Genomic DNA, 19,276 nt, shown 5'->3' with positions numbered 1-19,276 from the left:
CGCCGAGCGTAATCGCGGACGGCGATCGGTGGGGGCACGAAAGGCGCCCCCACCGTTTCCGGATCTCAGAGATCGAGAACGAGGCGTTCCGGATCTTCCAGGCTTTCCTTGACGCGCACGAGGAAGGTCACGGCTTCCTTGCCGTCGACGATGCGGTGATCGTAGGAGAGCGCGAGGTACATCATCGGGCGGATGACGACCTGGCCGCCGATGGCGACCGGACGGTCCTGGATCTTGTGCATGCCGAGGATGCCCGACTGCGGCGCGTTGAGGATCGGCGAAGACATCAGCGAACCGTAGACACCACCGTTGGAGATGGTGAAGGTGCCGCCCTGCATGTCGGCCATCGACAGCGCGCCGTCACGGGCAGCCTTGCCGAGGCGACCGATGTCCTTTTCGATCTCGGCGATCGACATCTGGTCGGCATCGCGAACGATCGGAACCACAAGACCCTTGTCCGTGCCGACGGCGACGCCGATGTGGCAGTAGTTCTTGTAGATGATGTCGGTGCCGTCGATCTCGGCGTTGACGGCCGGGATTTCCTTCAGCGCGTGGGTGACGGCCTTGGTGAAGAAGCCCATGAAGCCGAGCTTCACACCGTGCTTCTTCTCGAAGATGTCCTTGTACTTGTTGCGCAGCGACATGACGGCGCTCATGTCCACCTCGTTGTAGGTGGTGAGCATGGCGGCCGTGTTCTGCGCATCCTTGAGGCGACGGGCAATCGTCTGGCGCAGGCGGGTCATCTTGACGCGCTCTTCGCGAACGACGTCTTCAGCCGTCGACGGCGCACGGGCCTGGACCTTGGCCGGCTCGGAAGCGGCCGGCGTCGAGATGCCCTTGGCAACGGCTGCAAGCACGTCACCCTTCAGCACCTGGCCACGCTTGCCGGAGCCGTCGACCTGATCGGCCGAGAGGTTGTTTTCGGCAAGCAGCTTGCCGGCAGACGGTGCCGGCGGCATCGACGAGGCGGCGGGAGCTGCAGCAGCCGCCGGGGCAGCCGGAGCGGCAGCGGCCGGCTCGACCTTCTTTTCGGCGGCAGCAGCCGGAGCGGCTGCAGCGGCGCCAGCGGCACCTGCAGCGATCTGGCCGAGCAGCGCGCCGAGACCGACGGTCTCGCCCGCCTGGGCGACGATTTCGGAGAGCGTGCCTGCGGCCGGGGCCGGCACTTCGATCGTCACCTTGTCGGTTTCGAGTTCGAGCAGGGGTTCGTCGGCCTTGATGGCGTCGCCGACCTTCTTGAACCAGGTGCCGACGGTCGCTTCGCTGACGGATTCGCCAAGGGTGGGAACGCGGATTTCTGTTGCCATGATTTTTGTTCCGTTGATCAGATATCTGTTTCTGGTGGCTCAGAGCGAGGGGAGCGTCAGCCCCCCAGCGCGTCCTCGAGGAAGGCGGCAAGCTGCGCCAGGTGCTTCGACATCAGGCCCGTCGCCGGCGATGCGGCAGCCGGACGACCGGTGTAGCGCACGCGCTGATACTTGGCGTCGATATGGGCGAGAACCCATTCGAGATACGGGTCGATGAACGACCAGGCGCCCATGTTCTTCGGCTCTTCCTGGCACCAGACCATCTCCGCGTTGCGGAAGCGGCTGAGCTCGTTGATGAGCGCCTTGGCCGGGAACGGATAGAGCTGTTCGACGCGCAGCAGGTAGATATCGTCGATGCCGCGCTTTTCGCGCTCTTCGAGCAGGTCGTAATAGACCTTGCCCGAGCAGAGCACGACGCGACGGATCTTCGAGTCCTTCTGCAGCTTGATCGGACCATCCTTGATCACCTCGGCATCGTCCCACAGCAGGCGGTGGAACGAGCTCTCGCCGGCCATTTCCGACAGGCTGGAGACCGCACGCTTGTGGCGCAGCAGCGACTTCGGCGTCATCAGCACCAGCGGCTTGCGGAAGTCGCGCTTCACCTGGCGGCGCAGGATGTGGAAGTAGTTCGCCGGCGTCGTGACGTTGGCGACCTGCATGTTGTCTTCGGCGCAGAGCTGCAGGAAGCGTTCGAGGCGGGCGGACGAGTGTTCCGGACCCTGGCCCTCATAGCCGTGCGGCAGCAGGCAGACGAGACCCGACATGCGCAGCCACTTGCGTTCGCCCGACGAGATGAACTGGTCGAAGACGACCTGCGCACCGTTGGCGAAGTCGCCGAACTGGGCTTCCCAGAGGGTCAGCGCGTTCGGACGGGCAAGCGAATAGCCGTATTCGAAGCCGAGAACCGCCTCTTCCGAGAGCATCGAGTTGATGACTTCGTAGCGCGCCTGGGTCGGCGACAGGTTGGCAAGCGGGATGTAGCGATCTTCGGTCTGCTGATCGTAGAGGACCGAGTGACGCTGCGAGAAGGTGCCGCGTTCGCAGTCCTGACCGGACAGGCGGATCTTGGTGCCTTCGGTCACCAGCGTGCCGAAAGCCAGCGCCTCGGCCATGGCCCAGTCGACACCTTCGCCGGTCTGGATCATGTTGGCGCGGTTTTCCATGAAGCGCTGGATCGTGCGGTGGGCGCTGAAACCAGCCGGGATCTCGGAGATCTTGCGACCGACTTCCTTCAGCTGCTTCATCGGCACCGAGGTCTTGCCGCGGCGCTGTTCGTCCTGGTTGTCGGCCGAGCGCAGGCCCGACCATGCACCGTCAAGCCAGTCGGCCTTGTTCGGATTGTAGGACTGGCCGGCCTCGAACTCCTGCTCGAGATGGGCGCGCCAGTCGGCCTTCATCTTCTCGACTTCGCCTTCGGAGATCAGGCCTTCGGCGATCAGTCGGTCCGAATAGAGCTGGACGACCGTCTTGTGGGCGCGGATGACCTTGTACATCTTCGGCTGCGTGAACGCCGGCTCGTCGCCTTCGTTGTGGCCGAAGCGGCGGTAGCAGAACATGTCGATGACGACCGGCTTGTGGAACTTCATCCGGAATTCGGTCGCGATCTTGGCCGCGTAGACGACGCCTTCCGGATCGTCGCCGTTGACGTGGAAGATCGGCGCTTCGATCATCTTGGCGACGTCGGACGGATAGGGCGACGAACGCGAGAAGGCCGGATTGGTGGTGAAGCCGATCTGGTTGTTGATGATGACGTGCACCGTGCCGGCAACGCGGTGGCCGCGCAGACCGGAAAGGCCGAGGATTTCGGCAATCACGCCCTGGCCGGCAAAGGCCGCATCGCCATGCAGCAGGAGCGGCATGACCTTGGAGCGCTCGCGCAGCGGAATGATGTCGCCTTCGAAGACGGTCGCCATCTGGTCCTGCTTGGCGCGGGCCTTGCCCATGACCACAGGGTTGACGATTTCGAGGTGCGAGGGGTTCGCCGTCAGCGACAGATGCACCTTGTTGCCGTCGAATTCGCGGTCGGAGGAGGCACCGAGGTGGTACTTCACGTCACCCGAACCTTCGACGTCGTCGGGTGCGTAGGAGCCGCCCTTGAACTCGTGGAAGATGGCGCGGTGGGGCTTCGCCATGACCTGCGAAAGCACGTTCAGGCGGCCGCGGTGGGCCATGCCGAGAACGATCTCCTTGAGGCCTTCCTGGCCGCCGCGCTTGATGATCTGCTCGAGCGCCGGGATCAGCGATTCACCACCGTCGAGACCGAAGCGCTTGGTGCCCTTGTACTTGACGTCGATGAACTGTTCGAAGCCTTCGGCCTCGATCAGCTTCTGCAGGATCGCCTTCTTGCCTTCCGGCGTGAAGTCGACACCCTTGTCCGGCCCTTCGATGCGCTCCTGGATCCACGCCTTCTCGTCCGGGTTGGACATGTGCATGAATTCGACGCCGATCGTCGAGCAATAGGTGCGCTCGAGGATTTCGACCATCTCGCGGATGGACGCGTATTCGAGGCCGAGCACGTTGTCGATGAAGATCTTGCGGTCGAGGTCCTTGTCCTCGAAACCGTAGTTCGACGGCGAAAGCTCGTTGTAGTCTTCGACCGGGGCGGCAAGGCCGAGCGGGTCGAGCTTGGCATGCAGGTGGCCGCGGGCGCGATAGGCGCGGATCATCATGATGGCGCGAACGGAATCGCGCGTCGCCTGATGGATGTCGGCAGCGCTGGCGACGGTACCGGTCGCTGCGGCGGCTTCTTCAGCCTTCGCCTTGACCTTCTTCTCGATCACCTTCTCGACCGTGCCCCAGTCGCCATCAAGCGCCGAGACCAGTTCGCCATTGGCCGGGATCGGCCAGTTGTTCTTTTTCCAGGAGGCGCCCTTGGCCGCCTTCACGACGTCTTCGGGCCGGTCGGCGAGCGCCTTGAAGAAGGCCTGCCATTCGGCCGACACGGACGCCGGGTCCGCCTCGTAGCGTGCATGGAGCTGCTCGATATAGGCGGCGTTGGCGCCGTCCAGAAACGAAGTGAGCTGGAATTGCTCGTTGGCCTCTTGCCTTGTCATGGTCTCACGCGGACTGATCTGTCCGCCTCCTGACTGAAGTTGGGTTGCCGGGTATCCCGGTCGTTCATGTTCGTTCGGCGCGTCCGGGCGCCGGGCCTTTTTCCTACGGCGCCGCGCGTCGTCAGGACGCGCCGGGTCACCGTGGCAGTCATTGCCGCATGTCCTGATCTTCAATCAGCCAAGGAAACAGGCGGCAGGCAGCTTGTCCGGGCCGGATCGGCCGGCCCGGACAAATGGTTTGAGATCAGCCCTTGAGGACTTCGACCAGCGTCTTGCCGAGGCGTGCCGGCGAGGGCGACACGCGGATGCCTGCCTGCTCCATCGCAGCGATCTTGGATTCCGCATCGCCCTTGCCGCCGGAAACGACAGCGCCGGCGTGTCCCATGGTGCGGCCCTTCGGAGCGGTACGGCCCGCGATGAAACCGGCCATCGGCTTCTTGCGGCCCTTCTTAGCTTCGTCGATGAGGAACTGTGCAGCATCCTCTTCGGCCGAACCGCCGATTTCGCCGATCATGATGATCGAGGTCGTGGCTTCGTCCGCCAGGAACATCTCCAGCACGTCGATGAACTCGGTGCCCTTGACCGGGTCGCCGCCGATGCCGACGGCCGTCGTCTGACCGAGGCCTTCGTTGGAGGTCTGGAACACGGCTTCATAGGTCAGCGTGCCGGAGCGCGAGACGATGCCGACCGAACCCTTGCGGAAGATCGAGCCCGGCATGATGCCGATCTTGCATTCTTCCGGCGTCAGGATACCGGGGCAGTTCGGGCCGAGCAGGCGCGACTTGGAGCGGTCAAGGCGTGCCTTGACGCGCACCATGTCGGCAACCGGGATGCCTTCGGTGATGCAGGTGATGAACGGGATTTCCGCATCGATCGCCTCGATGATCGCGTCCGCGGCACCTGCCGGCGGAACGTAGATCACCGATGCGTCCGCGCCGGTCTTTTCACGGCCTTCGGCAACCGAGGCGAAGATCGGCAGGCTTTCGCCCTTGGAGCCGGTCCAGGTTTCGCCGCCCTTCTTCGGGTGAATGCCGCCGACCATCTGCGTGCCGTAATAGGCAAGCGCCTGTTCGGTGTGGAAGGTGCCGGTCTTGCCGGTGAGGCCCTGAACGAGGACCTTGGTGTTCTTGTTAACGAGAATCGACATGAGGTCTGGTCCTTCAGTTAGCCGTTGATCGCGGCGACGATCTTCTTGGCAGCGTCATCCAGATCGTCGGCGGCGGTGATCGCCAGGCCGGATTCGTTGAGGATCTTCTTGCCAAGCTCGACATTCGTGCCTTCGAGACGAACGACCAGCGGAACCTTGAGGCCGACTTCCTGCACGGCCGCAACGACACCTTCAGCGATGACATCGCACTTCATGATGCCGCCGAAGATGTTGACGAGGATGCCCTCGACCTTCGGGTCGGCCGTGATGATCTTGAAGGCTGCCGCAACCTTCTCCTTGCCGGCGCCGCCGCCGACGTCGCAGAAGTTCGCCGGCTCCTTGCCGTAGAGCTTGATGATGTCCATCGTCGCCATGGCAAGGCCCGCGCCGTTGACCATGCAGCCGATGTTGCCGTCGAGCGCGACATAGGCGAGATCCCACTTGGAGGCCTCGATTTCCTTGGCGTCTTCTTCGGTTTCGTCGCGCAGCGCCTTGATGTCGTCGTGGCGGAAGAGCGCGTTGCCGTCGAACGAGACCTTGGCGTCGAGAACGCGCATGCGGCCGTTCTTCATGACGATCAGCGGGTTGATCTCGAGCAGGCTCATGTCCTTCTCGACAAAGGCCTTGTAGAGGATCGGGAAGAGCTTTTCGGCGTCAGCCTTGGCTTCGCCTTCGAGCTTCAGGGCCGAGGTGAGCTTGGAAAGGTCAGCGGCGGTGACGCCGGCTTCCGGGTTGATCGCGACGTTGACGATCTTTTCCGGCGTGTCGTGCGCGACAGCCTCGATGTCCATGCCGCCTTCCGTCGAAACGACGAAGGCAACCTGGCCGACCGAGCGGTCGACGAGCAGCGACAGATAGAGTTCGCGCTCGATGTCGGCGCCGTCCTCGATGTAGAGGCGGTTCACCTGCTTGCCGGCAGCGCCGGTCTGCGCGGTGACCAGCGTGTTGCCGAGCATTTCCTTGGCATGAGCCTTGGCTTCGTCGACCGAGAAGGCGAGACGCACGCCGCCCTTGGCGTCGGCGGAAAGTTCCTTGAACTTGCCCTTGCCGCGACCGCCGGCATGGATCTGGCTCTTGACCACGTAGAGCGGGCCCGGGAGCGACTTGGCAGCGGCTTCAGCCTCGTCGGCGGTGAAGATCGCGACACCTTCCGCGACCGGCGCGCCATAGCTCTTCAGGAGAGCCTTGGCCTGATACTCATGAATGTTCATGGTTGTCTTCCTGTCTGGAGCATTGTGCGGGCAGGTGGGGCACCTACCCGCACCAATGCGGCAAAAACAAAGAGGCCGAGCGGAACTCAAGCGTCCGCCCGACGGGAGGCGATTACTGCTTCAGGCTCGGCGCAATGCCGATGCAGGCTTCGCAAAGGCCGGCGACGGACGCGACCGACTTGTCGAACGCTTCCTTCTCGGCCTTGTTGAGATCGATCTCGATGATGCGCTCGACACCACCGGCACCGATGACGGTCGGAACGCCGACATACATGTCCTTGACGCCGTACTGGCCGGTCAGGTGCGCGGCGCAGGGCAGAACGCGCTTCTTGTCCTTGAGGTAGGCTTCGGCCATCTCGATCGCCGAAGCGGCCGGAGCGTAGTAGGCCGAACCGGTCTTGAGCAGGCCGACGATTTCGGCGCCGCCGTCACGGGTGCGCTGGATGATTTCTTCCAGGCGCTCCTTGGTGACCCAGCCCATCTGGACGAGGTCGGTCAGCGGAATGCCGGCAACGGTCGAGTAGCGGGCGAGCGGCACCATGGTGTCGCCGTGGCCGCCGAGAACGAAGGCGGTGACGTCCTGGACCGAAACGTTGAATTCCTGGGACAGGAACAGGCGGAAGCGCGAGCTGTCGAGAACGCCGGCCATGCCGACGACCTTGTTCTTCGGCAGGCCCGAGAACTTCTGCAGCGCCCACACCATGGCGTCGAGCGGGTTGGTGATGCAGATGACGAAGGCGTTCGGGGCATACTTCTTGATGCCGGCGCCGACCTGCTCCATGACCTTGAGGTTGATGCCGAGCAGGTCGTCGCGGCTCATGCCCGGCTTGCGGGCGACACCGGCAGTGACGATGCAGACGTCGGCGCCTTCGATGGCGGAGTAGTCGCTGGCACCCGTCAGGTTCACGTCGAAGCCTTCGACCGGGGAGGACTGGCCGATGTCGAGGCCCTTGCCCTGCGGAATGCCGTCGGCGATGTCGAAGAGGACGATGTCGCCCAGTTCCTTCAGGCCGGCGAGATGCGCCAGCGTGCCACCAATCATCCCTGAACCGATAAGTGCGATCTTGTTGCGAGCCATGAAAGTGCTTCCTTTGTGATCCCAATATGATCAAGGCCTGAAACGCGGCAAACGCCAAACCTTCGCCGGAAGCCATTAAACGGCAAACGTTAAAATATCAATCGATACTTTTTGGTAGAGTAATTTCAATCGGTTAGATCATAAAATTCTTACGTAAACGTAAGAGTTTTCGCCACATCTGCGTCACGAAACAGCAACATTTGCGGGATGCGCTGCGGCATATTCCTCGCTCTGCATCTCGATCAACCGCGATACCGTGCGGTCGAACTCGAAGCCTTCCGTGCCCTTCTTCTGGGTCAAGAGATCCTGCGGCTCGGCGGCGGCAGAGGCAAAGAGCCGGGCACCGTTGTCGTAGAGCGTGTCGACGAGCAGGATGAAGCGCTTGGTTTCGTTGCGCATGTGGGGACCGAGATGCGGCACGTGGTCGACGAAGATCGTCGAGTAACGCTCGAGGATCGCCAGATAGTCCGCAGCCCCGAGCGGCTGCTGGCAAAGATCGGCGAAACTGAAGCGGGCACTTTTTCCCGATGCCGCCGGCACCGGGATCTTCCGGCCCTTGCGCGGCACTTCGGCAGGCGCCGCCTGAGCGTTGCCGGTCTCGTGAGCCCAGGCCCGCGCCATCGCCGCATCGGCCTCGGGCCCAAGCGGCGACAGCCACACCGGGCTGCCATCGGTCTTCGTCAGCCGGTAGTCGGTGTCCGTATCCAGCGAGATGACCTCGGCATTCGCCTTCAGGAGATCGATGAAGGGCAGGAACAGGCCGCGGTTGAGGCCGTCGCGGTAGAGATCGTCCGGCGCCACGTTCGAGGTCGCGACCAGCACGCAACCCTTGGCGAACAGCTCGCCGAACAGGCGGCCGAGGATCATCGCGTCGGCGATGTCGGTCACGGAGAATTCATCGAAGCAGAGCAGCCGGGCTTCGCCGAACAGTTCGGAGGCAACCGGCGGGATCGGATCGGCCTGCTTCGTCTCGCCGTTCTTCAGCTTCTGGCGGTGCTTGTAGATGCGCTCATGCACATCGGCCATGAATTCGTGGAAATGCGCCCGGCGCTTGCGCTGGATCGGCACCGCGTCGAAGAACATGTCCATCAGCATGGTCTTGCCGCGCCCGACGCCACCATGGATGTAGAGGCCCTTGACCGGCGGATGGTCCTTCTTGCGCGAGGCAAACAGCCAGCCGAGCGCATTGGTCTTGCGCGACGGACGGCTGGCGAGCAGCTCGGCCGAGAGATGATCGAAGCGCCGGGCAATCGAAAACTGCGCCGGGTCGCGCTTGCGCTCGCCGCTCGTAACGAGCGCTTCGAGCTTGCGGTAGATGCTGTCGTCAGGATTGAGCACGTCTCACCCGAGATGGGACGGAAAACAAAAGCCCGGCGCGAGACCGGGCTGGAGAAGCGTCAGCGGCTGAGGCTGACCGGCTGGCCGCCATTGGTCGAGCCGTCGAAACGGGCATCGGCCGTCTTGTAGAGGCGGGCGATGGCATTGCCGCTGCGGTCCTTAAGAACCACCTGCTTGCCGGCCACTTCCCAGGAGCCCATGGTCGTCAGTTCGCCGGCGCATCCGCGGGTGCCGCCACGCGAGCCGGAGCCGAGATTGGTGAGCGTCAGGAACATGTCGCAGGAGGAGCCGGCGCTGGAAACGCGCCAGTTGCCGACCATCGATTCCTTGGTGACGTCGAGCCCGCCGCCTGCAGCCGCGGCGACCTGCGTGCCAGGCTGCTGAACCGTACCGGGCGTCACCGTGCCGCTCGTCGGTGCAGCCGGGAATTGCGACGTGTTTCCGCTCGGCGCCGGAAGCTGATTCGACGAAACCGAGGGAACCGGTGCGGCTTGGATGGGAGCGGGCGAGGCGTCCTGGGAGCTGAAACCGCCCATCGACGTCCGTTGGCATCCGGTCAGCGCAAGCACAACCGCCAGCCCCGCCGCCGCATGAATAACCCGCATATCCCTACTCCTGTTCGTGTCCGCGAACCATGATGCAACGCGATAATATAGGCCGAAATACAGCAAATCCACCTGACAAATCAAGGGACGACGATTCCTGGCGATCTGTTGCAGGATTGAAACGTCCGGGCGGCCGGGTCGCGCGCCATGCCCTCGACAAGGTTCATCGCCGCGCTGCCGACGGCCAGGCACTTTGGCATCGCCACAATCACGAATTGTCGGCCGCCCAACAAGGGCATCGAACGGAAAACGGCGGGCCATGGCCCGCCGTCTCTGAATTCTGCTTCCGACCTGACCGATCAGACGCGGCGTTCGACCAGCATCTTCTTGATTTCGCCGATCGCCTTGGCCGGGTTCAGGCCCTTCGGACAGGCCTGGGCGCAGTTCATGATCGTGTGGCAGCGATAGAGGCGGAAGGGGTCCTCGAGGTTGTCGAGGCGCTCGCCGGTCGCTTCATCTCTGGAGTCGATCAGCCAGCGATAGGCCTGCAGCAGAACCGCCGGTCCGAGATAGCGGTCGCCGTTCCACCAATAGCTCGGACAGGAGGTCGAGCAGCAGGCGCACAGGATGCACTCGTAGAGGCCGTCGAGCTTGAGGCGGTCCTCGTGGCTCTGCTTCCATTCCTTGGCCGGCGTCGGCGACACCGTCTTCAGCCAGGGCTCGATCGAGCGGTGCTGGGCGTAGAAGTTGGTGAGGTCGGGCACCAGGTCCTTGACGACAGGCATGTGCGGCAGCGGATAGACCTTCACCGCACCCTTCACCTCGTCCATGCCCTTGGTGCAGGCGAGCGTGTTGGTGCCGTCGATGTTCATGGCGCAGGAGCCGCAGATGCCTTCGCGGCACGAGCGGCGCAAGGTCAGCGTCGGGTCGATCTTGTTCTTGATGTAGAGCAGACCGTCGAGCACCATCGGGCCGCAATCGTCGACATCGATATAGAAGGTATCGATGCGCGGATTGGCGCCGTCATCCGGGTTCCAGCGATAGATGCGGTATTCGCGAACGTTGGTCGCGCCGGCAGGCTTCGGCCAGACCTTGCCTTCCGTCATCTGCGAGTTCTTGGGGAGAGCGAGTTCAACCATGTGGCTTGTTCCTCAAGATCAGTAGACGCGGGCCTTCGGCGCGATCTTCTGGGGATCGATGCCTTCGGCGATCAGGTCGGTATGGACGGGGCGGTAGTCGAGCTTGACGTCGCCGGCCTCGTTGACCCAGGCGAGCGTGTGCTTGCGCCAGTTGACGTCGTCGCGGCCGCCGAGCGGGCCTTCGGTGAAGTCCTCTCGGGCGTGCGAACCACGGCTCTCCTTGCGCGCTTCGGCGCCGTAGATCGTCGTGATGGCGTTGGCCATGAGGTTTTCGAGTTCCAGCGTCTCGACGAGGTCGGAGTTCCAGATCATCGAGCGGTCGGTGACCTTGATGTCGGGCAGTTCCTTCCAGATCGCCGAGATGCGCTTGCAGCCCGATTCCAGCGATTCCTGGGTGCGGAACACGGCCGCGTCTTCCTGCATGGCGCGCTGCATCTTTTCGCGCAGCACCGCCGTCGGCGTCGAGCCATTGGCGTGACGCAGGCGGTCGAAGCGGTCCATGATCCGGTCGCAGGAAGCCTTGTTGAGTTCCGGCACCGGCGCGTTGCGGTCGATCACCTGGCCGGCGCGGATGGCGGCGGCGCGGCCGAAGACTACGAGGTCGATCAGCGAGTTGGAGCCGAGACGGTTGGCGCCGTGCACCGAGGCGCAGCCGGCTTCACCGACCGCCATCAGGCCGGGCGCGATGCGCTCCGGGTTCTGGCTGTCGGCATTCAGGACTTCGCCCCAGTAGTTGGTCGGCACGCCGCCCATGTTGTAGTGCACCGTCGGCAGAACCGGGATCGGCTCGCGCGTCACGTCCACGCCGGCGAAGATCTTCGCCGATTCCGAGATGCCCGGCAGGCGCTCGTGCAGGACGGCCGGATCGAGGTGGTCGAGGTGCAGGAAGATGTGGTCCTTGTTCTTGCCGACGCCGCGGCCTTCGCGGATTTCCATCGTCATGCAGCGCGAGACGACGTCGCGCGACGCAAGGTCCTTGGCCGAGGGCGCGTAACGCTCCATGAAGCGCTCGCCCTCGGAGTTGACGAGGTAGCCGCCTTCGCCGCGTGCGCCTTCGGTGATCAGGCAGCCCGCGCCATAGATGCCGGTCGGGTGGAACTGGACGAACTCCATGTCCTGCAGCGGCAGGCCGGCGCGCGCGATCATGCCGCCGCCGTCGCCGGTGCAGGTGTGCGCCGAGGTCGCCGAGAAGTAGGCGCGGCCGTAACCGCCGGTCGCCAGCACCACCATCTTGGCGGAGAAGCGATGGATCGTGCCGTCGTCGAGGTTCCAGGCGACGACGCCGGTGCAGCGGCCGTCATCCGACATGATCAGGTCGAGCGCGAAGTACTCGATGAAGAATTCGGCGTTGTTCCTGAGCGACTGGCCATAGAGCGTGTGCAGGATGGCGTGGCCGGTGCGGTCGGCAGCAGCACAGGTGCGCTGGACCGGCGGGCCTTCGCCGTAGTTCTGCATGTGGCCGCCGAACGGCCGCTGGTAGATCTTGCCTTCGGCATTGCGCGAGAACGGCACGCCGTAATGCTCGAGCTCATAGACCGCCTTCGGCGCTTCCATGGCGAGATACTGCATGGCGTCGACGTCGCCGAGCCAGTCGGAGCCCTTGACGGTGTCGTAGAGGTGCCACTGCCAGCTGTCCGGCGTCATGTTCTGCAGCGAGGCGGCAATGCCGCCCTGGGCGGCAACCGTATGCGAGCGGGTCGGGAAGACCTTGGTGATGCAGGCGGTCTTCAGGCCCTGCTCGGCCATGCCGAGGGTCGCGCGCAATCCCGCGCCGCCGGCGCCGACGACGACGACGTCGAAGGCGTGATCGACATATTGATAGGCCTTGCCGTTTGCAGCGGGTGAACTGTTCGATGCCATGGCGAAATTACCCTGCAAAAGCGATCTTCAGGATGGCGAAGAGACAGAGCCCGCCAACCGCGATCGTGAAAAATGTATTGAGCATGAGAAGGAGGATCTTCATGCCTTCGCCATGCACGTAGTCTTCGATGATCACCTGCATGCCGAGGCGCATGTGGATGAGGCCCGAGAGCACGACGAGCGCCATGACGACCGCAACGAAGGGGTTCGCAAGTGCGGCAAGGACGTCCGCATAGGGGGCGCCGGCGTAGCGAACGAGGAAGATGACGAAGAAGATCAGGAGCGGAACGTTGGCGACGGCCGTCAGGCGCTGGCGCCAGAAATGATCGGTGCCTTCCTTGGCCGAGCCAAGGCCGCGAACCTTGCCGAGAGGTGTGCGCATATCCATGGGGTATTCTTCCTCTCAGTTAGCGGACGAGAAAGCCGACCACCCAGATCAGCAGCGTCAGCGCCACCGAACCGATGATCGTCGCCTTGGCCATCTTGGTGGCGAAGTGCTTCTCATAACCGTAGCCAAGGTCCCACATGAAGTGGCGCAGCCCGCCGAGCATGTGGTGGACGAGAGCCCAGGTATAGCCAAACAGCACCAGCTTGCCGATCAGCGTGCCGAATAGCCAGCTGACCCAGTCGTAGTAGGCTTCACCCGATGCGGCGGCAATCAGCCACCAGGCAACGAGAATGGTCCCGAAGTAGAGCGCGCCGCCGGTGATGCGGTGCACAATGGACATGACCATTGTCGGGATCGGCTTATAGATTTGAAGATGCGGCGACAGCGGCCGGCTTCTTGTGACATCCGTCATCGGAACCTCACGGAAATGCCCGGATTTACGCCCCAAAAGTGGACGATTTTAGTCCGGTATCGCACCTGATTGTGCGCAATTCAGTCCTTCGGACCTTTAATCACCATATTGCTTAACGACAAGTGTGTTTGCAGTGCAAAATCAATTTAATCGATTAGACGAATTGCGCCATTTTCCGCTCTGCCGGAGACATGCTGGTGCGTTAACGATAGCCGCAGAAAACCAAGCGATTCCGTGACTTTCCGTCGAAAATGGCCCAGAGTGAGCTTAACGATTTGTTAAGCGTCACCCGGAGGGCGGGCAGAATGATTCTGTTCAGGGCAATCCATGCGACCAAAGTGCTAGCGATTGCCGGCCTGGTCATCGCCACCAGCTTCATTCCGATGGAAGCCCGGGACCGGGGTGGGCCACCGGAGATGCAGACGCGAACGCGACATATCCGGCTGAACTCCGATCGCCCCTATCCGCGCCACGAGTTCGACCGCCAGGGCCATCGCAACGACTGGAACCGCAATCGCGGATCGCGCCGTGACTGGGCGTCCAACGGCGGGCCGCCGGAACTGAAGACGCGTGTCCGGCACAATCGCCTGCCACGCCCCTACCCCGAACCCTATGCCGGACAGTGGGAGCATCGTGGCGGATGGGTCCGCGACCGGGCGGGCCGCGACATCTGGACATCCGACGCCCGCAGGCATCATGGTCGCCCCGGCATCTATGACGTGCCGCCGCAGGCCAATACCCGAACCCGGCATGTTCGCCTGCCGCAGTACGGCGCCTATCCCGACCGTTGGGGCAATGGCGGCGGATGGGTGCGCGATCGGTCCGGACGCGAGATCTGGACATCGAGCGGCCGCGACTATCGCCCGAGCTACTATGGCGGCGACGAGTATCCCGACATCATTCCGGGCATCGGCACCTATGTCGGCGGCATCTCCGCCTATGTCGATGTCGGCAACGGCATCTACTTCAGCCAGGAAGGCGACTACCGCTATGGCGAAGACGCCGAGCTTGCGCCGCCGCCGGAAGCAAAACGCGCCAAGATCATCGACGTCACGCCGCAAACGATGAACAGCGCCTGCACCTACGAACACGGGGTTTGCGTGATCCGCCGCTAACCGCCGCGATGCGCAACGCATAAGCCCGCCGCGCCCTGGACACCGACGACCGCCGGCAGCGCCGTCAATTGCGTGGGCTGGTCCCGAAACGCCAGACGGTCGTGCGCTTGACTTCGCTGTCCTCCAGCGCACGGGTGACGGGGACCTCGTAGGCGGCAAGCGCCGTCATCATCTCGCGCGGGCAATAGGAGCGGCCGGGATCGCCGACGATCACCGTTGCGCCGCCTGTTGCGCGCTCGGAAAACCACGGCTTCAGCCGGTCGGCAAAAGCCTTGTCGTAAAAGACGTCGCCGGCGAGATAGACATCGACGTCAAGTTCACGGCCCGTCACGTCCTCGCCCGTATAGGAAAGCGTCACGCCGTTGAGTGCGGCATTGAGCCGGACCGCCGTTTCCGCCCAGGGATCGATGTCGGCGGCAAGCACCGACGCCGCTCCCGCCTTCATCGCCGCGATCGCCACAAGGCCCGAACCGGAGGCGAAGTCGAGGACACGCCGGCCGCGCACGGTTTCCGGGTGATCGAGGATGTAGCGTGCAAGCCCCTGTCCGCCCGCCCAGGCGAAGGCCCAGAACGGCGGCGGCAGGCCGATCTCCTGCAATTCCTCCTCGGTCTTCAGCCAGAGGTCATGCGCCTCGGTCGCCAGATAGAGCCGGATCTCCGGCACGTGCGGCGGCGACATGACGTCGGTATTTTCGAGGATGAAGTTTTCCGGATCGGTCTTCACAAAACTCTCCGCGCCTGCCCGAACGTCTCGGCCAGGCGGAAAACAAGACTAGCGCGGCGGATTGTCGAGCCCGCCCATGCGGCAGACTTCGAGCCATTCGTCCTCGGTCACCGGCTGCACCGACAGGCGCATGGAGGTGACCAGCGCCATCTTGGCGAGCTTCGGGTTGTCCTTGATCTCCTTCAGCGTCACCGGACGCGGCATGTCGGCCACAGCGCGGATATCGACGCAGTCCCAGCGGGCATCGCCCTCGGCGGTCGAGTCCGGGTGCGACAGCGCGCAGACCTCGGTGATGCCGACGATCTCAAGCCCCTCGTTCGAGTGGTAGAAGAAACCCTTGTCGCCGATCTGCATCGCCCGCATGTTGTTGCGCGCCAGATAGTTGCGCACGCCGGTCCATTCGGTGCCCTTGGCGCCCGCATCCTTCTGCATCTGCCAGGACCACTTGAACGGTTCGGATTTGTAGAGCCAATGCGCCATAGTCTCAGGCCTCCGGATTGTTGAAGACCCAGTTGAAGGCCTTGATCTCGACATTGGAAAAGAGGCCCGCCCTGGCATAGGGATCGGCTTCGGCAAGCGCACGGGCTTCATCGATCGTCTCGGCCTTGACGATCACCAGGCTGCCCGTCGGCTTGCCGTCGTCGCCGAGGAACGGGCCGGCCATTTTCAGGATACCCTTGGCGTTGAGATCGTTGAGATAGGCGACATGATCGGGGCGGGTATCGAGCCGAAGCTGCAGCGCGCCTGATTTGTCGGTGCATTGAAGTGCGAAGAGCATGCTTCCTCCTTGAGCTTTCGTCTGGCGCAGGAACGGGCGGAATACCGCCGCCCCTTCATTCCTGCGTGATCGGGCGGGTCATCAACTGTTCGAGCGCGGTGCGGACATCGAGCTTGCCGTCGATGATCGCCGCCACCGCTTCGGTGATCGGCATTTCGACGCCGAGGTCATGGGCGACACGGGCTGCGACCGAGGCTGCGAACGCGCCTTCGACCAGTTCGCCCCTGCGTCCGCTGGCGCGTCCGTCCTTGCCGAGCGAAATGCCGAAACGCAGGTTGCGCGACTGGTGGCTGGTCGCCGTCAGGACGAGATCGCCGAGGCCGGAGAGACCGCGCACCGTATCCGCCTCGCCGCCTTCGGCAGCAATGAAGCGCGACATCTCGGCAAGACCGCGCGAGATCAGAGCCGCACGCGCGCTGTCGCCAAGACCTGCACCTTCGACGATGCCGCAGGCGATCGCCAGCACGTTCTTCAGCGCGCCGCCAAGCTGCACGCCAATGCGATCTTCGGACGGATAGAGGCGGAAGGTCGGGCCGGAGAGCACCTCGGCCAGCATCGTCGCCGTCTCAGCATCGGCGGCGGCGACCACCATCGCGGTCGGCAGCCCCTTGGCGATATCAGCGGCAAAGCCCGGACCGGAAAGCACGCCGATCGCATGGCCGGGCAGTTCCTCCGCCAGCACGTCGGTCAGGAGCCGGCCGGTCGCCTGCTCCATGCCCTTGGCACAGGTGACGATCGTGGCGGCGGCATTGATATGCGGACCATACTGCCGCGCCGCATCCCTATGCGCCTGCGACGGCATGACGAAGAGCACGACCTCGGCATCGGCAAGAACCGAGACGTCGGCCGTATGTTTCAGCGCCGGCGGCAGGTCGATGCCCGGCAGGGCATCCTCGTTGCGGCCGGTGTCGCGGCAGGCCTCGGCAATCCCCGCACGACGGGCAAGCAGCGTCACGTCGCTGCCTTCGGTCGAGGCGGCAACCGCGGCGAGCGCGGTGCCAAAGGCGCCTGCGCCGACCACGACGATCTTCGGCCCGTTCTTGGAAATGTCGCTCATGCTCTATCCGTATGCTTTCTTGTCACGCCTTGGCGCCGCGCTTGCCGGAACCGAGCAGCGCCTGCGCCTGGGCGTCGAGCGGCCAGCGCGAGCGCGGCGCGACATCAAGCCCGTCGGCCGCCATGCCTGCCGCCAGCCGTTCGGCGCCGGCCCAGGCGATCATCGCCGCGTTGTCGGTGCAGAGCGAAAGCGGCGGCGCGATGAATTCGAAGCCGGACTGCGCGCAGAGCGTCTGCAGCGTCGAGCGCAGCACCTGGTTGGCGGCGACACCACCGGCAACCACCAGCGCCGGGCGCGCCACACTGCCATGCTCAGCCTTGAAGCGCTTCAGGCCGCGACCGATGCGATCCTTGAGCGTGCGGGAAATCGCCCGCTGGAAGGAGGCGCAGATATCGGCGATGTCCTGCTCCGTTACCGGCTCCAGCGATTGCGCCGCCTGGCGCACCGCCGTCTTCAGTCCCGAAAAGGAGAAATCGAGCCTGGCGTCGCCGACAAGCGGGCGCGGAAAATCGAACCGCTGGGGATCGCCGGCAAGTGCTGCCCGCTCGACCGCCGGACCACCCGGATAGGGGAGGCCGAGCAGCTTTGCCGTCTTGTCGAAGGCTTCGCCGAGCGCATCGTCGATCGTCGTGCCCCAGCGTTCGTATTCGCCGACGCCCTTGACGAGGATCAGCTGCGTGTGGCCGCCGGAAACGAGCAGCATCAGGTAGGGGAAGGAGAGCCCGTCGGTCAGTCGCGCCGTCAGCGCATGGCCTTCGAGATGGTTGACCGCATAGAGCGGCTTGCCGGTTGCCCGCGCGATCGCCTTGCCGGTCATCAGCCCGACGATCAGGCCGCCGATCAGACCGGGACCACTTGTCGCAGCGATCGCATCGATGTCGGAAAGCGTGACGCCGGCGCGCAGCAGCGCCTCCTCGATCAAGGTGTCGAGCGCCTCCACATGAGCGCGCGCCGCGATCTCCGGAACCACGCCGCCATAGGCGCTGTGCTCTTCCAGCTGGCTTAAGACCACGTCGCCGAGGATGTGGCCCTTGCCATCGGAATCGCGCAGAATGACGGAAGCGGCGGTTTCGTCGCAGCTTGTTTCTATGCCGAGGATGCGCAGGGGCGGAGACATCAGGAACTACTCAAAGATTGCGGTCGCACCGAAAGGTGGGTACACGGAACTCCGGTAACAATGGATAGCCTTTGATGCAAACAAAACCTTTCCGGATCGGCACGCGCGGCAGCCCGCTGGCGCTCGCTCAAGCCCATGAAACGCGCGATCGCCTCGCAGCGGCGCATGGTCTGGCGCCGGAAATGTTCGAGGTCGTCATCCTCTCGACCAAGGGCGACCGCATCACCGACCGCTCGCTCGCCGAGATCGGCGGCAAGGGCCTTTTTACCGAAGAGATCGAGCAGCAATTGCTGTCGGGCGAACTCGATTTCGCCGTGCATTCGTCCAAGGACATGCCGACGAAGCTGCCTGACGGTCTCTGTCTTTCCGCCTTCCTGCCGCGCGAGGACATTCGCGACGCCTTCATCGGCAGGACGGCTAAAAAACTGATGGAACTGCCACAGGGCGTCACCGTCGGCTCCTCGTCGCTGCGGCGCCAGGCGCTGATCCGCCGGCTGCGTCCGGATATCAACGTCATCACCTATCGCGGCCAGGTGGAAACGCGGCTTCGAAAGCTTGCGGAGGGCCAGGTCGATGCGACCCTGCTCGCCTATGCCGGCCTGAAGCGTCTTGGCATGACCGATGTCCCGACCGAACTGCTCGACCCCACGGATTTCCCGCCAGCCCCGGCGCAAGGCGCGATCTGCATCGAGAGCCGGATCGGCGACAGCCGCATCAACGATCTGCTTGCCGCCATCGACGATGCGCGCACGCACGAGGCGGTCGCCTGCGAGCGCGGTTTTCTCGCGACGCTTGACGGCTCGTGCCGCACGCCGATCGCCGGCCTCGCCACCTCGGACGGCACCCGTCTCAGCTTCTCCGGCATGATCCTCACGCCCGACGGCCAGACCCATCATCGCGTCACCATCGAGGGCAAGGCCACCGATGCCGAAGCGCTCGGGCAGAAAGCCGGCGAAGAGATCCGCGCCAAGGCCGGCCCCGGCTTCTTCGCAAGCTGGACGTGAAGC

At 64.0% G+C, this 19,276-nt stretch carries 18 protein-coding genes; 2 read left to right on the top strand and 16 right to left on the bottom strand.

Going from position 1 to position 19,276, the window contains the following annotated elements:
- Nucleotides 1-65 precede the first annotated feature (65 nt).
- The 11 genes from odhB to sdhC all read right to left on the bottom strand — a co-directional run bounded on the left by odhB (nt 66) and on the right by sdhC (nt 13,478).
- The gene (gene odhB, locus C1A35_RS17440; RefSeq protein WP_104665539.1) at nt 66-1,307 is read right to left on the bottom strand and encodes a 2-oxoglutarate dehydrogenase complex dihydrolipoyllysine-residue succinyltransferase; all 1,242 of its coding nucleotides are present in this window, start codon (nt 1,305-1,307) and stop codon (nt 66-68) included.
- A 56-nt stretch (nt 1,308-1,363) separates the two neighbouring features.
- Entirely contained in the window at nt 1,364-4,360 is a 2,997-nt protein-coding gene (locus C1A35_RS17435) for a 2-oxoglutarate dehydrogenase E1 component (protein ID WP_104665538.1), read from the bottom strand.
- A 244-nt stretch (nt 4,361-4,604) separates the two neighbouring features.
- Complete coding sequence (gene sucD / locus C1A35_RS17430; protein ID WP_034802559.1) at nt 4,605-5,507, bottom strand: succinate--CoA ligase subunit alpha; 903 nt, start codon at nt 5,505-5,507, stop codon at nt 4,605-4,607.
- Nucleotides 5,508-5,524: 17 nt separating this feature from the next.
- Nucleotides 5,525-6,718, bottom strand: a complete 1,194-nt coding sequence (sucC, locus tag C1A35_RS17425; RefSeq protein WP_104665537.1) for an ADP-forming succinate--CoA ligase subunit beta — start codon at nt 6,716-6,718, stop codon at nt 5,525-5,527.
- A 112-nt stretch (nt 6,719-6,830) separates the two neighbouring features.
- Nucleotides 6,831-7,796, bottom strand: coding sequence for a malate dehydrogenase (gene mdh, locus C1A35_RS17420; RefSeq protein WP_034802565.1), 966 nt, complete (start codon nt 7,794-7,796; stop codon nt 6,831-6,833).
- Nucleotides 7,797-7,979: 183 nt separating this feature from the next.
- Entirely contained in the window at nt 7,980-9,134 is a 1,155-nt protein-coding gene (gene zapE / locus C1A35_RS17415; RefSeq protein WP_104665536.1) for a cell division protein ZapE, read from the bottom strand.
- 59 nt (nt 9,135-9,193) lie between these two features.
- Entirely contained in the window at nt 9,194-9,739 is a 546-nt protein-coding gene (locus C1A35_RS17410; RefSeq protein WP_104665535.1) for a protease inhibitor Inh/omp19 family protein, read from the bottom strand.
- 299 nt (nt 9,740-10,038) lie between these two features.
- Nucleotides 10,039-10,818 carry a succinate dehydrogenase iron-sulfur subunit gene (locus C1A35_RS17405; RefSeq protein ID WP_034802573.1) on the bottom strand — a complete coding sequence of 260 codons (780 nt, stop codon included), beginning with the start codon at nt 10,816-10,818 and terminating at the stop codon, nt 10,039-10,041.
- An 18-nt stretch (nt 10,819-10,836) separates the two neighbouring features.
- Nucleotides 10,837-12,678, bottom strand: a complete 1,842-nt coding sequence (gene sdhA / locus C1A35_RS17400; protein ID WP_104665534.1) for a succinate dehydrogenase flavoprotein subunit — start codon at nt 12,676-12,678, stop codon at nt 10,837-10,839.
- Between the two features lie 7 nt (nt 12,679-12,685).
- Entirely contained in the window at nt 12,686-13,066 is a 381-nt protein-coding gene (sdhD, locus tag C1A35_RS17395; protein ID WP_077968107.1) for a succinate dehydrogenase, hydrophobic membrane anchor protein, read from the bottom strand.
- A gap of 19 nt (nt 13,067-13,085) precedes the next feature.
- Entirely contained in the window at nt 13,086-13,478 is a 393-nt protein-coding gene (sdhC, locus tag C1A35_RS17390; RefSeq protein WP_104665533.1) for a succinate dehydrogenase, cytochrome b556 subunit, read from the bottom strand.
- A gap of 305 nt (nt 13,479-13,783) precedes the next feature.
- Between sdhC and C1A35_RS17385 the strand changes: the two genes are divergently transcribed.
- Complete coding sequence (locus C1A35_RS17385; protein WP_104665532.1) at nt 13,784-14,593, top strand: hypothetical protein; 810 nt, start codon at nt 13,784-13,786, stop codon at nt 14,591-14,593.
- Nucleotides 14,594-14,657: 64 nt separating this feature from the next.
- Here the strand turns inward: C1A35_RS17385 and C1A35_RS17380 are convergent, their stop codons facing one another.
- From C1A35_RS17380 to tsaD, 5 genes are read right to left on the bottom strand one after another with little or no spacing between them, the layout of a single operon-like run.
- Entirely contained in the window at nt 14,658-15,317 is a 660-nt protein-coding gene (locus C1A35_RS17380; RefSeq protein ID WP_104665531.1) for a class I SAM-dependent methyltransferase, read from the bottom strand.
- A 48-nt stretch (nt 15,318-15,365) separates the two neighbouring features.
- Nucleotides 15,366-15,797 carry an EVE domain-containing protein gene (locus C1A35_RS17375; protein WP_104665530.1) on the bottom strand — a complete coding sequence of 144 codons (432 nt, stop codon included), beginning with the start codon at nt 15,795-15,797 and terminating at the stop codon, nt 15,366-15,368.
- 4 nt (nt 15,798-15,801) lie between these two features.
- Nucleotides 15,802-16,095 (bottom strand): YciI-like protein, encoded by a 294-nt coding sequence (locus C1A35_RS17370; RefSeq protein ID WP_104665529.1) that lies wholly within the window; start codon nt 16,093-16,095, stop codon nt 15,802-15,804.
- A 55-nt stretch (nt 16,096-16,150) separates the two neighbouring features.
- A complete protein-coding gene (locus C1A35_RS17365) occupies nt 16,151-17,152 on the bottom strand; it encodes an NAD(P)H-dependent glycerol-3-phosphate dehydrogenase (protein ID WP_104665528.1) in 1,002 nt (333 codons plus the stop codon).
- A gap of 22 nt (nt 17,153-17,174) precedes the next feature.
- Nucleotides 17,175-18,269: a tRNA (adenosine(37)-N6)-threonylcarbamoyltransferase complex transferase subunit TsaD gene (tsaD, locus tag C1A35_RS17360; protein ID WP_104665527.1), complete on the bottom strand. Its 1,095-nt coding sequence runs from the start codon at nt 18,267-18,269 to the stop codon at nt 17,175-17,177.
- Between the two features lie 74 nt (nt 18,270-18,343).
- On the opposite strand from tsaD, the gene hemC reads away from it, so the two are divergent.
- Nucleotides 18,344-19,273, top strand: a complete 930-nt coding sequence (gene hemC, locus C1A35_RS17355) for a hydroxymethylbilane synthase (protein WP_104665526.1) — start codon at nt 18,344-18,346, stop codon at nt 19,271-19,273.
- The last annotated feature ends 3 nt before the right edge of the window (nt 19,274-19,276 follow it).

Source organism: Ensifer adhaerens (assembly GCF_002940685.1).
Taxonomy (GTDB): Bacteria; Pseudomonadota; Alphaproteobacteria; order Rhizobiales; family Rhizobiaceae; genus Ensifer; species Ensifer adhaerens_E.
This window is presented reverse-complemented; position numbering and strand designations above follow the sequence as displayed.

What these genes read in the sequence shown, in the direction of transcription:
- odhB (WP_104665539.1), bottom strand. Translation starts at nt 1,307, where the DNA reads ATGGCAACAGAAATCCGCGTTCCCACCCTTGGCGAATCCGTCAGCGAA.
- C1A35_RS17435 (WP_104665538.1), bottom strand. Translation starts at nt 4,360, where the DNA reads ATGACAAGGCAAGAGGCCAACGAGCAATTCCAGCTCACTTCGTTTCTG.
- sucD (WP_034802559.1), bottom strand. Translation starts at nt 5,507, where the DNA reads ATGTCGATTCTCGTTAACAAGAACACCAAGGTCCTCGTTCAGGGCCTC.
- sucC (WP_104665537.1), bottom strand. Translation starts at nt 6,718, where the DNA reads ATGAACATTCATGAGTATCAGGCCAAGGCTCTCCTGAAGAGCTATGGC.
- mdh (WP_034802565.1), bottom strand. Translation starts at nt 7,796, where the DNA reads ATGGCTCGCAACAAGATCGCACTTATCGGTTCAGGGATGATTGGTGGC.
- C1A35_RS17410 (WP_104665535.1), bottom strand. Translation starts at nt 9,739, where the DNA reads ATGCGGGTTATTCATGCGGCGGCGGGGCTGGCGGTTGTGCTTGCGCTG.
- C1A35_RS17405 (WP_034802573.1), bottom strand. Translation starts at nt 10,818, where the DNA reads ATGGTTGAACTCGCTCTCCCCAAGAACTCGCAGATGACGGAAGGCAAG.
- sdhA (WP_104665534.1), bottom strand. Translation starts at nt 12,678, where the DNA reads ATGGCATCGAACAGTTCACCCGCTGCAAACGGCAAGGCCTATCAATAT.
- sdhD (WP_077968107.1), bottom strand. Translation starts at nt 13,066, where the DNA reads ATGGATATGCGCACACCTCTCGGCAAGGTTCGCGGCCTTGGCTCGGCC.
- sdhC (WP_104665533.1), bottom strand. Translation starts at nt 13,478, where the DNA reads ATGACGGATGTCACAAGAAGCCGGCCGCTGTCGCCGCATCTTCAAATC.
- C1A35_RS17385 (WP_104665532.1), top strand. Translation starts at nt 13,784, where the DNA reads ATGATTCTGTTCAGGGCAATCCATGCGACCAAAGTGCTAGCGATTGCC.
- C1A35_RS17375 (WP_104665530.1), bottom strand. Translation starts at nt 15,797, where the DNA reads ATGGCGCATTGGCTCTACAAATCCGAACCGTTCAAGTGGTCCTGGCAG.
- C1A35_RS17370 (WP_104665529.1), bottom strand. Translation starts at nt 16,095, where the DNA reads ATGCTCTTCGCACTTCAATGCACCGACAAATCAGGCGCGCTGCAGCTT.
- C1A35_RS17365 (WP_104665528.1), bottom strand. Translation starts at nt 17,152, where the DNA reads ATGAGCGACATTTCCAAGAACGGGCCGAAGATCGTCGTGGTCGGCGCA.
- tsaD (WP_104665527.1), bottom strand. Translation starts at nt 18,269, where the DNA reads ATGTCTCCGCCCCTGCGCATCCTCGGCATAGAAACAAGCTGCGACGAA.
- hemC (WP_104665526.1), top strand. Translation starts at nt 18,344, where the DNA reads ATGCAAACAAAACCTTTCCGGATCGGCACGCGCGGCAGCCCGCTGGCG.